This window comes from Bradyrhizobium sp. 613_E4_N2_2 (assembly GCF_052075995.1).
Classification (GTDB): Bacteria; Pseudomonadota; Alphaproteobacteria; order Rhizobiales; family Xanthobacteraceae; genus Bradyrhizobium; species Bradyrhizobium barranii.
On record NZ_CP197234.1, the window covers coordinates 6,638,777 to 6,652,684 of the forward strand.

Below are 13,908 nucleotides of genomic sequence, written 5' to 3' on the forward strand. Positions count from 1 at the left end.
TTCTCACGGGCTCTTCCCAGTCGCCGCCTCGCCCGGCGAGCCGATCATGTCATCGGCCACGCGAGAAATCAGGTCCTCGATACCGGTGGGAAAACTTATGCCGTGAGCATCCTCGTCAGCCATGTATACGATGGCGCGCTCCGGCCTGGAAGGTATCCAAAACTCGTACTTGGCGCGCCACAATACCAAATGAGCAAAAAGCGTCTGCAATCTTACTGAGAGCTCTTTGGCCTGTTGTTGTCTGCCTCCGCCTTTGAAATAATCGTCCTTCGAAAGCCAATCGATGATTTGCAAGTTCAGTGGGTACAAACAGTTGCTCGTATAATTGCGGATGACGCCATGCTCTAACTTCTGTCGGTCGTCCAAAGAGAGATATCCGTGGGCAAGAACGTTGTCATACGACCCATCTAGCTCCGGATGAGCACGAGTGATTTCGTCGCAGAGCCGCCGTGCCAGCGCGTTCTGTATAATGAAGGCCTTCCTCGTCGCCAGCAGCAGGGATAGCAGGTGAACAAGCTGAGCGCGCCGCGCAGTACGGGCCGCCCTCCATTGAAGAGCACTTTCGATCGCAAGCTTCGAGACATACCCCAAGGCTGCAATCACAGCACCGATCAGCGCCGTGCTCAGCCATCCCGGTATTTGCTGCATGGGCCCCTCGACTTTCGTACTCGGGTAGCCCCAAGTCTAGCCGATTTCCTGCGAGCAAGCACTCTGCTTGATTCACCGCGTCCTGCGGAACGTCAGATTGATCCGCTGCCGCCCGAGCAGGGCGTGCTCGCCATCGGCGAGCGGCGCGACGCCGTGATAGGCGAGTCGGCTCGGCCCGCCCCAGACCACGACGTCGCCATGGACGAGCCGGAAGCGGCGTGACTTGTCGCTGCGCGCCAGGCCGCCAAACAGGAAGGTCGCGGGCAGCCCGAGCGAGACCGAGACGATCGGGGCCGAATAGTCCAGCTCGTCCTTGTCCTGATGCAGCGACAGCCGCGTGCCGGGTTCGTAGCGATTGACGAGGCAGGCGTCGGGCGCAAAGTCGGTGAACCCGCCCTGCTCCGCCGCGCCTCGAGCCAGGTCGCGAAGCACCGTCGGCATCTGGGGCCATGGCGCGCCGGTTCGCGGATCGATCGGATCATAGCGATAGCCGGTGTGATCGGTGATCCAGCCGCGCTCGCCGCAATTGGTCATCGCCACCGACATCAGGTGGCCGCCGGGCGTGGTCATGCGGCGGAACGGCGACTGCGCCACGATCGCGCGCACGGCGGCGATCAGCTCGCTCTCGATCGGCCTGACGAATCCGCGCAGCAACACGGCGCCGTCGGCGATCTCCTCACGCGACGGCTGTGCCTCGGCGGCCGTGTCGAACAGATCACCCGTCAATCGCAGCGCTCATTTGGCATCATGGAAGATCACACCCAGCGTATGACGCTGGCCTGACCTGATCCGGCTGACGCCATGGCGGAGATTAACGCGGTAGGTGCCGCGTGTCCCCTGCACCGGGCGGTGATGCACGGCAAAGGCCACAGCGTCGCCCTGCGCCAGCGGCACGACCTCGGCGCGCGACTGCATGCGCGGGCGCTGCTCGGTCAGCACGAACTCACCGCCGGTAAAATCGCGTCCCGGCTCGGACAAGAGGATCGCGACCTGGAGCGGAAACACGTGCTCGCCATAGAGATCCTGGTGCAGGCAGTTGAAATCGCCGGTCTCGTACTGCAGCAGCAGCGGCGTCGGCCGCGCCTGGCCTGCCTCGTGGCAGCGCTTGAGGAACGCCGCATGCGCGGCTGGATAACGGATGTCGATCCCCATCGCCTCGTTCCAACGATTGGCAACGCCCTGAAGATGCGCATAGAGCGCCGGGCGGAGCTCCGCGATCAGATCGGGCAGCGGGTAGGAGAAATATTTGTACTCGCCACGGCCAAACCCGTGGCGGCCCATGACGATGCGGCTGCGGAAGCCCGCATCATCGGGATAGAGCGCGGCGATGGCGCGGCATTGGTCCGGCGTCAGCAGATCCTTCAGGACGGCGCTGCCCTGGGCATCGAGCTCGACGGTGATTTGAGGCCAGTCGAGGGCGTCGACGTGGGTGGCGAGGTCGACTGAGGGCTTAGGGGGTGATTTGCGTGCCGTTGCTGTCATGACTGCCACCTTCGCAAGACCGGCCCGCCCTTTGCCACCCGATTCCCGACTATCTCCTCGTCATTGCGAGCGCAGCGAAGCAATCCAGAGTCTTTCCGCAGAGGGATCCTGGATTGCTTCGTCGCAAGGGCTCCTCGCAATGACGGCGGAGGGGTATCAGCCTCGCACCGGCAGCGTCGTCACGTCGTACCCGTGCTTGATCGTCCGTTTCAGCACCGGATCCTCGAGCTCGAACTCGAACCGGTCCGCCGGGCGGATGCCGCCCTTGGCAGCAAAGGTGCCGCCGAACATGGCGCAGCCGTCGGGGAACTTGCCACCCTCAAAGCCGCGCGCGATGAGGTCGGCGACCGGCAGCATCGCGTCCAGCGTGCCCTCCTGGTAGAGCACGCGCTCGCCCTTGATGGTGGCGTAGGAGCGCAGGATCATCCTGTCCCAATGACCGATGACGTCCTCGAGCTCCCAGAGCGTGGATGCGACCGGCTTGTCGCACATCTGCTTGGAGACCGTGACGTTGTAGGCCTCGACCTTGCGGTCGGTATGGTCGGAGCCGCAGCCGACGAAGATGCGGCCCTGCCAGCCGATCAGCACGAATTCGACCTCGCCGGAGGAATCGCCGCCACAGCATTCGATGCCGTCTTCCTGGGTCAGCCGGCGCGCCGAGGCGCGGTAGTAGATCGGCGTCGAGGCCGGCGGGGCGATGCCCATCTCTTGCAGCTCGGCGATGTGCTTGTCGCGCGCGACGGGATCGCGGCCGGTCCAGCCCGCAATGACCATCTGGTCGATCGCCAATGTCAGCGGCGTGGTGGTGTCCTGGGCGTCAACGGTGAAAGTCAGGTCAAACACGAATTACGGCCTCCATGCCGGCAGCAAGCTCGAAAATACGACGGTCAGATCCGCCCGCGCCCGCCAGCATCAGGCCGACAGGAACGTCACCCTCGCGATGCGCGGGCAGCGAGATGGCGCAGCCGTCGATCATGTTGATGAGGGTGCAATTGCGCAGCGCCCGCAGGTTTTCCCTGGTGAACGCCTTGTCATCGGCGAGATCGGAAATCTTCGGCGGCGTGTTGGCGGTGGTGGGCAGCACCAGCGCGTCATAGGGCGCGACGCGCGCATTGACGCGCACGATCAGCGAGCGGCGCTCGTTGAGGAGATCGATGTAATCGGCAGCGCTCTGCGCCTCGCCGCGCATGATGCGCACGGAGACCCTGGGGTCGTAGACGTCGCCCTTGGCCGTAATGAGGTAGCGATGCCAGGCATAGCTTTCGGACGCCGCAAAGCCGCCCTTGGCGTTCATCGGGCCGATGTCGTGAAATTCGGCCATCTCGATCCGCTCGATGATCGCACCGTGATCGGCGAGGCTCTTGAGCGCGCGCTCGAACGTCGAGGCCACGTCCGCATCGAGATCGTCGAGCGCAATCGTGGTCGGCACTGCGAGCCGCATGCCCTTTACCGGCCGCGGCTTCAGCGGGACGATCGGCTCGTTCGCGAGCACGGCATCGAGAATGGCACAGCAGCTGACCGACCGCGCCAGCGGCCCGATGCTGTCGAGCGAGAAGGACAGCGGCACGGAGCCGTCCAGCGGCACGCGGCGCTGCGTCGGCTTGTAGCCGACGATGCCGTTGAAGGCGGCCGGAATCCGGCAGGAGCCGCCGGTGTCGGTGCCGAGCGCGCCATGCGCCATGCCGTCGAGCACGGACACCGCGGCGCCCGAGGACGAGCCGCCGGGCACGTGTCCCTCGGCTCGGTTCCAGGCGCCCTTCGGCGTGCCGTAATGCGGATTGATGCCGATGCCGGAATAGGCGAACTCGGTCATGTTGGTCCGCCCGATCACGACGAAGCCGGCCTTGCGCAGCCGCGCCACCGTCGCGGCGTCCTGATCGGCCGGCGCAGAATCGTCGAGCGCGCGGGAGCCGGCGCGCGTGACCTGGCCCTTGATGTCGAAGAGATCCTTGATCGAGACCGGGATACCGGCATAGCGCGACGGCGCCGCCTTGGCCTTGCGCAAGCCGTCCATCGCATCCGCGGTTGCGAGCGCGGCGTCCTTGTCGACGTGGATGAATGTGCGTTGGCCCTCGCCGGCCGGGTCGGCGATCCTGGCGAGGCATGCCTCGACCAGCTTGCGGGAGGTCGTGCGGCCGCTTTCGAGGTCGTCGGCGAGTTTCGCCAGTGTCGGAAAATCGGGCATGTCTGTCTCACGGAATATTGCGCGCGCAATCTATAGCGCCGCCTCGGTTCGACACAAGCATTGTGCGCATGATGGCATGCATGCGCATTGCTGGACCGTTGACGCGCGATGGTCGATTGTCGCATCAAGATCGAAACAGCCAGGCGTGAAGCCCAGGCATTAGCAAGAATTGCCTTTGGGAGGGTTTTCCGACATGGCCGAACCGCAGCGCGCGCGCCCGAAACCGACGCCGGAGACCCAGCATTTCTGGGACGGCACGAAAGCGGGCGAATTGCGTTTGCAGCGCTGCGACGCCTGCGCGCATGTCTATTTCCCGCCGCGCCCGTTCTGCCCGTCCTGCGCCTCGCGCAAGGTCAGCATCTTCAAGGCGAGTGGCAACGGTTTCCTCTACAGCTACGTGATCAATCATCGTCCCGCCGCTCCCGGCTTCACACCGCCTTATGCGATCGCGGTGGTCGAGCTTGCCGAAGGACCGCGGATGATGAGCAACATCATCGACTGTCCGCAGACGCCGGAGGCGCTGGAGCTCGACATGAAGCTCGAAGTCGCCTTCCAGGCGCTCGACGACAAGATCACCCTCCCCGTGTTCCGTCCGGCGAAGGGATAGGCCATGCGCAGCAACCAGGTTGCCGTCGTCGGCGCGGCCGAGACCACCGAGCTCGGTGTCATCCCCAATATGTCGCAGCTCCAGCTCCACGCGGATGCGGCGCTCAACGCCATCGCGGATGCCGGGCTGAAACTCTCCGACATCGACGGCTTTGCCACCGCGGTCGAAACGCCGCAGCAGGTCTGCCATTATCTCGGCATCAAGCCTACCTGGGTGGACGGCACCTCGGTCGGCGGCTGCTCCTTCATGCTGCATGTTCGCCATGCCGCCGCGGCGATCGAGGCCGGTCTCTGCAAGACCGTGCTGATCACCCATGCCGAGAGCGGCAAGTCGATGATCGGCAAGGCGCCGCGCTCGATCCCCGCCGACAGCCTGCAAGGACAGTTCGAGGCGCCCTACGGCATCTACGGGCCACCCAGCATGTTCCCGATCCCCGTGCTGCGCTTCATGAAGACCTACGGCATCACGCATGAGCAGCTCGCCTCGGTGGCGGTGGTGCAGCGGGAATGGGCGGCCAAAAATCCCCGCGCGATGATGAAGGACCCGATCACGGTCGCTGATGTCCTCAACTCGCGCATGATCGCCTATCCGTTCCGGCTGCTCCAGTGCTGCCTCGTCACTGACGGCGGCGGCGCGCTGATCCTGACCTCGGCCGACCGCGCCAAGGATTTTCCGAGGAAGCCCGTCTACATCATGGGCACCGGCGAGAGCGTGGAGACGCCGATGGTCAGCCAGATGGAAACGTTCAACTCCTCGCGCGCGTTCAAGACTGCCGGCCCCCTCGCCTTTAAGGAAGCCGGCATCGCGCACCGGGATGTCGACCATCTCATGATCTACGATGCGTTTGCGCATCTGCCGCTGTTCGGCCTTGGCGACCTCGGCTTCATGCCGCACGAGGAAACCGGCCAATTCATCGCGGATGGCAACACGCGCCCCGGCGGCAAGCTGCCGCTCAACACCAATGGTGGCGGCCTGTCCTACATGCATTCGGGCATGTACGGCATGTACGCACTCCAGGAGAGCGTACGCCAGATGCGCGGGATTGCCCCGGCCCAGGTGCCGAATGCGAAGATTTCGGTGTGCCACGGCGTCGGCGGCATGTTCGCGGCATCAGGCACGATCGTGTTTACGAACGAGAGGTAACGACTGTCATTCCGGGGCGTCGCGTCAGCGACGAGCCCGGAATCCATAACCACGATCGGGAGTATGGATTCCGGGCCTGCGCCTTGCGGCGCATCCCGGAATGACGGCGGAAATTGGAACGGCTAGCGGAGAACCCACATGAGCAAATCACTTCAAGACAAGGTCATCATCGTCACCGGCGCGGGCCGCGGCATCGGGCGCGAGATCGCGCTGCTCTGCGCGGCGGAGGGCGCCAAGGTCGTCGTCAACGACCCCGGTGTTGCCGCCGACGGCGCCGGTTCCAGCGCTTCGCCCGCCGAGGAGGTGGTCGACGAGATCAAGAAGCGCGGCGGCATCGCGGTGCCCAATTTCGAGTCGGTGGCGGAGGCTGTCCCCGCCAGCAAGATCGTGAAGACCGCGACCGATCATTTCGGCAAGCTCGACGGCGTCGTCAACAATGCCGGCATCTTGCGTGACATGATCTTCCACAAGATGAGCGTGGAAGCGTTCGAGGCCGTCATCAAGGTTCACCTGATGGGCTCGTTCTACGTCAGCCACGCCGCGGCGCGGATCTTTCGCGAGCAGGAGAGCGGCTCCTTCGTGCACTTCACCTCGACCTCCGGCCTGATCGGCAATTTTGGCCAAGCCAACTACGCCGCGGCCAAGCTCGGCATCATCGGCCTGTCAAAGTCGATCGCGCTCGACATGGGCCGCTTCAACGTCCGCTCCAACTGCGTCTCGCCGTTCGCCTGGACCCGCATGATCGGCACCATCCCGACCGAGACCGAAGCCGAGAAGGCGCGCGTCGAGAAGATCAAGCAAATGGGACCGGAGAAGATCGCGCCGATCTGCGCCTATCTGCTCTCCGATGCCGCCAAGGACGTCTCCGGGCAGATCTTCGGCGCACGCATGAACGAGCTGTTCCTGTTCAGCCAGAACCGCCCGCTGCGCTCGGTTCATCGCAGCGAGGGCTGGACGCCGCAAACGATCGCGGAACACGGCATGCCGGCACTGAAGGGCTCGTTCTACAAGCTCGACCGTTCGGCCGACATCTTCCCCTGGGATCCCGTCTAGCCGTTCTCCCAGCTATTGTTGCATTGCGATCTCCGGTTGTCCGGCCGGAGATCGCCCGCATTACGCCCGATTGCGGGCGAATGGTTTCCTTCCAACAAAAAACGGGAGGCGACTATGACAAAATCACTGACCAATTCTGCCGATACTGACGAGCCTTGCCTCGGGCGCCGCACCCTCTTGAAGGGCGCGGCGGCTGCAGTAGCCGCGACGGGCGTCACCATGAACGCAGCCCTGGCGGCCTCCGTCACGCCGTTCGGCCAGACCGGCACTCCGACGATATCGACGGCCCCGTTGCCCTTGGGACCGCTTCCCGGCAGCCGCTACCCGGACTCCCGTCTGGAATCCGCGAAGAAGGGGCCGCCAACGTTCGGGCCTGCCGACTTCCCGGCCTTCGCCGGCACCATGGCGGTCGAGCGTGTTGCAACCGGCTTCCGATGGGCCGAAGGTCCCGTGTATTTTGCAGCCGGACGATATCTGCTGTTCAGCGACATCCCCAACAATCGCATCATGCGCTTCTCGGAGGATGACGGTCATACCAGCGTCTACCGTCAACCCTCGATGAACTCGAACGGCAACACGATCGATCGCGAAGGACGCCTGATCACGTGCGAGCATAGCGGGCGGCGTGTGACGCGCACCGAACTCGACGGCTCGATCACCATTATTGCCGACAAATTCAATGGCAAACGACTGAACTCGCCGAACGATGCGGTCGTTACCGCCGATGGCGCGATCTGGTTCACCGATCCGGCCTACGGCATCGGTGGCTTCTATGAGGGCATCAAGGCCGACCCCGAGCAGGAGAAGAAGAACGTCTACCGCGTCGACCCGAAAACCGGCGACGTCAAGGTCGTCATCGACGATTTTGTGGAGCCCAACGGGATCACCATCTCGCCCGACGAGAAGAAGCTCTACATCTGCGAGACCGGGTTCACGGACGGACCGGACAACCCATCGCATATCCGCGTGTTCGACCTCGACGTGGCGGCGGGGAAAGTGTCGAACAGCAAGGTCTTCGCCGAGATGCCAAAGCCAAGCATCACCGACGGCGTCCGCTGTGACACCGAAGGACGGGTCTGGTGTTCGGTGGGCTGGGGCGATCCGAACGAAGACGGCGTGCGCTGCTATACGGCCAACGGCCAACTGCTTGGCAAAATTCACATCCCGGAAACCGTCGCCAACCTGAGCTTCGGCGGGCAGCAGCGAAACAGACTCTATATCTGTGGCTCGACATCGCTCTATGCTGTGTACACCGGTGTGCAGGGCGCACTAAAGCCGTGAACATCAACGAATAGCGAATGGTGAGTAGCGAATAGTCGGCAGCGGCACGCCTTCTGTTCGCTACTCGCCCTACTACCCCGTATTCCGCAATCCGGCCGAAATGCCGTTGATCGTGAGCTGAATCCCGCGCAGCACCTGCTCGTCCGGGTTCTGCGCGCGATGCTCCTTGAGCAGCTCGACCTGCACGTGGTTGAGCGGATCGAGATAGGGGAAGCGGTGGCGCACCGAGCGCTCCAGCAGCGGGTTGCCCTGGAGCAGCCGGTCCTGGCCCATGATGTCGAGCAGCGTCTCGATGCAGGAATGCCATTCGCGGCGGATCCGGCCGAAGATTTTTTCGCGCAAGGCTTCGTCCGGCACGAGCTCGGCATAGCGCGAGGCGATCGCGATCGAGCTTTTCGCCAGCACCATGTCCATGTTCGACAGCAGCATGCGGAAGAACGGCCATTCCCTGTAGAGCTCCTTCAGGAACGGCATGCCCTTGTCGGGATGCTCCGCGATCCACTGCTCGACCGCGCTGCCAAAGCCGTACCAGCCGGGCAGCATCAGGCGGCACTGCGCCCAGGAGAACACCCACGGAATGGCGCGCAGATCCTCGATCGCCCGAGTCTTCTTGCGCGAGGCGGGACGGCTGCCGATGTTCAGCGTCGCGATCTCGTTGATGACGGTGGAGGCCCAGAAGTAATCGACGAAACCGTCGGTCTCGTAGACGAGGCCGCGATAGGCCTTGAAAGCCAAATTTGAAAGCTCGTCCATCGCGGTGAGATATTCGCGGCGCGGCGCGCTCTGGCGCGGATGCAGCAGGCTCGCCTCCAGCGTCGCGGCAGCGAGGATCTCCAGATTGTTGCGGCCGACTTCGGCGTTGGAATATTTCGACGAGATGATCTCGCCCTGCTCGGTGATGCGGATCTGCCCGTTCACCGCGCCGCCGGGCTGGGCGATGATGGCGTCATAGCTCGGGCCGCCGCCGCGGCCGACCGAGCCGCCGCGACCGTGGAACAGGCGCAGTCGCACGCTGTGGCGCTCGAACACGTCGACGAGGCCGATTTCGGCCTTGTAGAGCTCCCAGCCCGAGGTGACGAAGCCGCCATCCTTGTTCGAGTCGGAATAGCCGAGCATGACCTCCTGCACGCTGCCGCGGCTGTCGACGAGGCGGCGGTAATCGTGCAGCGACAGCATGCGATCCATGATGGCGCTGGAGGCCTGCAAATCCTCGATGGTTTCGAACAGCGGCACAATGTTGATGGCGCTGCGCCCGGAGGGATGAACGAGGCCGACCTCCTTGAGCAGCACGGCCACCTCGAGCATGTCGGACATGCCCTTGCACATCGAGATGATGCATTGGGGAATGGCGTCCGAGCCGAACTTCGCATGCGCCTCCGCGGCGGAATGGAAGACGTTGAGCTCGCCCATGGTCTCGTCGCTGTATTTGACGAATGGCGAGACCAGCGAGCGCGTGCTGCGCAATTCATTGGTGAGCAGCGAGATGCGCGCGTCCTCGCCCAGCGCGAGATAGGACATGCCGGGATTGGCGGCGTCCATCAGCTCGGCGATGGTACGTTCGTGCACAGCAGAATTCTGGCGGATGTCGAGCCGCGCCAGATGGAAGCCGAAGCAATCCACCGCACGCCGCAGCAGCCGCAGCCGGCCGCGGGCGATGACGCGGGCATTGTTGGAGATCAGCGAACGGTGCAGCACATCGAGATCGGCCTGCAGCTCCCTGACGGTCTCGTAGGGCCTGCCCTTGCCGACCGGCCGGCGCGTGATCTCGACCTCGAGCTTTTCGGCCGTCGCCGTCAGGCGCGCATAGATGCCGGAGACCGCGAGACGATAAGGCTCGCCGCTCCGGTGCGGCGAGGTGTCGGGCGAGCGTTCCGCCAGCGTCCGCAGCTCCTCGGAGACGTCGGCGAGGTGCGCCGCGATCGACAGCTCCGAGCCGAGCACATGCAGCTCGTTGAGATAGAATTGCATCACCCGGCTCGACTGCAGCCGCAGCGTCCCGCGCATCACGTCGGCGGTGACGAAGGGATTGCCGTCGCGGTCGCCGCCGATCCAGCTGCCCATGCGCAGGAACGAGGCGAGCTCGCTTGCAGCCGCCTCGCCAGCCTCCTCCAGTCGGTCTTCGAGCACGTTGACCAGCCGCGGCACCTCGCGCAGGAAGGTGTAATCGTAGAACGACAGGCCGTTGGCGACCTCGTCGAGCACGGTGAGCTTGGTCCGGCGCAAGAGATTGGTCTGCCACAGCGTCAGCACCTCGCGGCGAAGCTGCTCGTCGCTGGCAGCGGCCTCGTCCGCGGTGAGCGCTACACGCTCGCGGCGGTCCAGCAGGCTGGCGACCTCCATCTCGCGGTCCATGGTGCTCTTGCGGCGGACCTCGGTCGGGTGCGCGGTCAGGACCGGGCTGACCAGCGCGGTCTTGAAGAAATTGCGCAGCACATCGGAGCTGATCCCGGCGTCCCTGGCATGGGCCAGCGTCTCCGCCAGCACGCCGGAACCAGAGCTCTGGGCGGCACTGCGGGCGCGCATCTGGCGAATGTTGTTCTGGTCCTCGGCGATGTTGGCGAGGTGGGAGAAATAGCTGAAGGCGCGGACGATCCGCACCGTCTCGGAGGTCGACATGCTGTCGAGGATCTGCTCGAGCTCGCGACGGGCGAGCCGGTCCTCGTCGCGGTGGAACCGGATCGAGGTCTGGCGAATGCGCTCGACCAGGTCGAACAACTCAGCACCTTCCTGGTCGCGCACGGTGTCGCCCAGGATACGCCCGAGCAGGCGGATGTCGTCACGCAGCCGCGCATCTGCCTCCAGCGCCTGGGCGTCCTCAGCGCGGTTCGCGCGGTTGTCGATGGCGTCGGGTGGCACGGTCTGGAGGGACATGGCTCGCTTCCTTGTTCGAGCTCGCTTCGCTGCCCGGCTCCGCCGAGTGTGCAAGTTTTTTGCCGCAGCGCAAGATGAAGTTGGGGGCGGCGCACACTGAAAGGGGCGATCACTCCTTGCGGCTAGGCCGGCACGATCACCTTGCCGATCGGCCAGAGCGCGATCCCCGCGAGCTTCAGATGGGCCCAGGCAAAGGGAATGCCGATGATGGTGACGGCGAAGATCACGGCTGTCAGCACGTGGCCGAGTGCCAGCCACCAGCCGGCCAGCACGAACCAGATAATGTTCCCGATCACCCCGAGCGGGCCGGTGCCGATATCGCCCATACCGGTGACCTCGTCGCGGTTGACCGCGCGCGAGCCGAACGGCAGCAGGGCGTAGACCGCGATGTTGAACGCCGCCCGCGCCCAGGGAAGGCCGATGATGGTAATGGCCATGATGACGGAAGCCACCAGCCAGCCGAATGCCATCCAGGCACCGCCGATGAGAATCCAGATCACGTTGAGCAGAATGGAAACGGGGGCCATTAGATTTAGGAACCTTGGGATGATCCGGGGTCAATGAGCCCTCTTATAGCACGACCTCCGCGGTCATAGTCCATGACGCCGGCTGCGTTCGGCACGCAGCGATGTGCCGACAAATCCGACATCCTCGATCCCGCGCGAAATTTCCCTTGCGCAGAGCCACAGCGTCACCGCGGCGGCACCGATCGCGGCCAGCCCCGAGATCAGAACAGGATTGGGACAGAATATGACGAGAAGATTATCGAGTGGAGCGGACCCGGTTGGCCAGCGCGGACTGCAAGAAGATGCCAGAGCCAAACCGCACAGCAGGACGGTGACAGCATTCGCTCCAGCCAGGGCGACCACGACGATCGCAAGACCCTTCTTCATGGAGAGGACGAGATCAACCACCTTCACGACCGCACAGCATGCGACCACGACAACGATGGCCAGGCCCCATCCGGAAATCCCGGCGGCGATGGCCTGACCGCTCCAAGCCCACGCAGCAGCAACACAGGCCAACAGAGTGAGATTGACCTTCACGGCTTCGGGAAATTTGCAACGAAGCGCGTAAGGATTCGCCTTCTCGATGAGGTCCAGCAATGCGCAGGCGATCAATCCGGCCGCAAAGCCGCCGAGATGGACGCCCCAGTCGATCCGCGAATTGCCGAGCGCAAACGCGATGTTCAATCCGATGTTGATGGCGAAGAAGTCGAACCTGACGTCGAGCTTGCCGAGGATCCACAGGCAGAGCAGCGCACCCAAAATGCCCGACGTGGCGCCGGACGCGCCGACGGTCAAATAGGGCGTGGAATGGATGCCATTGCCGATGACGGCGCCGAACACCATCGCGCAGAGATAGATGATGAGGAAATAGGCCGGTCCCACTCGCCGCTCGAGATGTCCGCCCCACAGCACGAGGCACAACATGTTCATGGTGAGGTGGACGAAGTTGACATGCAGGAAGCCATAGGCGAGCAGGCGCCAGTACTCATGCCGCGCGATTGCGCCCGAATACATGCCGCCATAGCGATACAGCAACTCTGCCGGCGCCGCCGGACTGCCTGCCTGGATGAAGCAGAATCCCGACGCCAGGACGGTCACCGTCATTAGCGCGTAAAGGGCCGCATGAGGAACTTCGAAGAAGCTGGCGCGGTATGAGGGCATCGGCGATCGCAAGCGGTTGGCGTGGGAACGTCAACCTAGCCGAGCCGATTACTGATTGCTACTCCAGCGTGCGCGATCAGGCGGCGCCTACCGCCCCTCGAACTTCGGCTCACGCTTCTCCATGAACGCCTTCATGCCCTCGGCCATGTCCTGTGTCTTGAACAGCGGCAGAAGCTGGAGGTAGACGTGGTGAACGTGATCGGAGAAGTTCTCGTTGAGGCCCATCCGCATCATGCGCTTGGAGGCCTGCACCGCGAGCGGCGCGTTGGCTGCGATTTCGCGGGCGATGGCGCGGGCGCGGCCCATCAAGTCGGCATCCGGCACGACCTCGTTGGCGAGGCCCCATTCCAGACACTCGCGGGCGCTGAGCGTCCGGCCGGTGAAGATCAGCTCGGAAGCCTTGGCCCAGCCGAGCATCCGAGGCAGCAGCCAGGTGCCGCCGGATTCCGGCACGACGCCGCGCTTGACGAAGGCCGCCGCAAGCTTCGAGGACTCCGCCATGATGCGGATATCGCAGCCGAGCGCGGTGTCCATGCCGTAACCAGCGGCGCCGCCGTTGACGGCGCAGATGGTCGGCTTGTCCATCGCCTGAAGCACGGTCGGCGGCGTGTTGCGCAGATTGATCGTGGTCGGCGAAGACGCGGCGCTGAGGCCATTGCCGTCGCGCTCCTTGCGCAAATCGAGGCCGGCGCAGAATGCCCGCCCCTTGCCGGTGAGGATCACGACCCGGACGTTGCGGTCCTCATTGGCCTCGGTCAGCAGCCGCGCCAGATCGTTCAGCATCGGGCCGGAGATCGTGTTCATGCGCTCCGGCGCATTCAGCGTGATCACCGCGATGTGGTCGGCGACCTCATAGAGGACTTCGTTTGCGGCGTCGGTCATGATCATTCGTTCCTGTGTTCGTAGCCCGGATGGAGCGAAGCGAAATCCGGGGTCTTTCTGACGCGAGCACCGCCCCGGATTGCGCT

At 64.2% G+C, this 13,908-nt stretch carries 13 protein-coding genes; 4 read left to right on the top strand and 9 right to left on the bottom strand.

Annotated features, from left to right (window positions below; genetic code table 11):
- Positions 1–3: 3 nt before the first annotated feature.
- The 5 genes from AB7290_RS31500 to AB7290_RS31520 all read right to left on the bottom strand — a co-directional run bounded on the left by AB7290_RS31500 (position 4) and on the right by AB7290_RS31520 (position 4,315).
- Entirely contained in the window at positions 4–648 is a 645-nt protein-coding gene (locus AB7290_RS31500) for a hypothetical protein (protein WP_028146918.1), read from the bottom strand.
- Positions 649–720: 72 nt separating this feature from the next.
- Positions 721–1,374, bottom strand: a complete 654-nt coding sequence (gene alkB, locus AB7290_RS31505; RefSeq protein WP_085403914.1) for a DNA oxidative demethylase AlkB — start codon at positions 1,372–1,374, stop codon at positions 721–723.
- A 9-nt stretch (positions 1,375–1,383) separates the two neighbouring features.
- Entirely contained in the window at positions 1,384–2,130 is a 747-nt protein-coding gene (locus tag AB7290_RS31510; protein ID WP_085403915.1) for a 2OG-Fe(II) oxygenase, read from the bottom strand.
- A 156-nt stretch (positions 2,131–2,286) separates the two neighbouring features.
- Positions 2,287–2,973 (bottom strand): DUF2848 domain-containing protein, encoded by a 687-nt coding sequence (locus tag AB7290_RS31515; RefSeq protein ID WP_085403916.1) that lies wholly within the window; start codon positions 2,971–2,973, stop codon positions 2,287–2,289.
- A complete protein-coding gene (locus AB7290_RS31520) occupies positions 2,966–4,315 on the bottom strand; it encodes an amidase (protein WP_085403917.1) in 1,350 nt (449 codons plus the stop codon). The genes AB7290_RS31515 and AB7290_RS31520 overlap by 8 nt, the downstream gene beginning before the upstream one ends.
- 193 nt (positions 4,316–4,508) lie before the next feature.
- Between AB7290_RS31520 and AB7290_RS31525 the strand changes: the two genes are divergently transcribed.
- The 4 genes from AB7290_RS31525 to AB7290_RS31540 all read left to right on the top strand — a co-directional run bounded on the left by AB7290_RS31525 (position 4,509) and on the right by AB7290_RS31540 (position 8,399).
- Positions 4,509–4,922: a Zn-ribbon domain-containing OB-fold protein gene (locus AB7290_RS31525; RefSeq protein ID WP_085403918.1), complete on the top strand. Its 414-nt coding sequence runs from the start codon at positions 4,509–4,511 to the stop codon at positions 4,920–4,922.
- A 3-nt stretch (positions 4,923–4,925) separates the two neighbouring features.
- On the top strand, positions 4,926–6,065 hold the full coding sequence (locus tag AB7290_RS31530) for a thiolase C-terminal domain-containing protein (RefSeq protein ID WP_085403919.1): 1,140 nt from the start codon (positions 4,926–4,928) through the stop codon (positions 6,063–6,065).
- A 138-nt stretch (positions 6,066–6,203) separates the two neighbouring features.
- Positions 6,204–7,118: an SDR family oxidoreductase gene (locus AB7290_RS31535; RefSeq protein WP_085403920.1), complete on the top strand. Its 915-nt coding sequence runs from the start codon at positions 6,204–6,206 to the stop codon at positions 7,116–7,118.
- A gap of 114 nt (positions 7,119–7,232) precedes the next feature.
- Positions 7,233–8,399, top strand: coding sequence for an SMP-30/gluconolactonase/LRE family protein (locus AB7290_RS31540; RefSeq protein ID WP_085403921.1), 1,167 nt, complete (start codon positions 7,233–7,235; stop codon positions 8,397–8,399).
- A gap of 72 nt (positions 8,400–8,471) precedes the next feature.
- Here AB7290_RS31540 and ppc read toward each other — a convergent pair whose 3' ends face one another.
- The 4 genes from ppc to AB7290_RS31560 form a co-directional block, all read right to left on the bottom strand.
- The gene (gene ppc / locus AB7290_RS31545) at positions 8,472–11,270 is read right to left on the bottom strand and encodes a phosphoenolpyruvate carboxylase (RefSeq protein WP_085403922.1); all 2,799 of its coding nucleotides are present in this window, start codon (positions 11,268–11,270) and stop codon (positions 8,472–8,474) included.
- Positions 11,271–11,392: 122 nt separating this feature from the next.
- A complete protein-coding gene (locus AB7290_RS31550; RefSeq protein WP_071915736.1) occupies positions 11,393–11,797 on the bottom strand; it encodes a YccF domain-containing protein in 405 nt (134 codons plus the stop codon).
- Positions 11,798–11,860: 63 nt separating this feature from the next.
- Positions 11,861–12,940: a rhomboid family intramembrane serine protease gene (locus tag AB7290_RS31555; protein ID WP_085403923.1), complete on the bottom strand. Its 1,080-nt coding sequence runs from the start codon at positions 12,938–12,940 to the stop codon at positions 11,861–11,863.
- Between the two features lie 87 nt (positions 12,941–13,027).
- Positions 13,028–13,822: an enoyl-CoA hydratase/isomerase family protein gene (locus AB7290_RS31560; protein ID WP_085403971.1), complete on the bottom strand. Its 795-nt coding sequence runs from the start codon at positions 13,820–13,822 to the stop codon at positions 13,028–13,030.
- Positions 13,823–13,908: the final 86 nt, after the last annotated feature.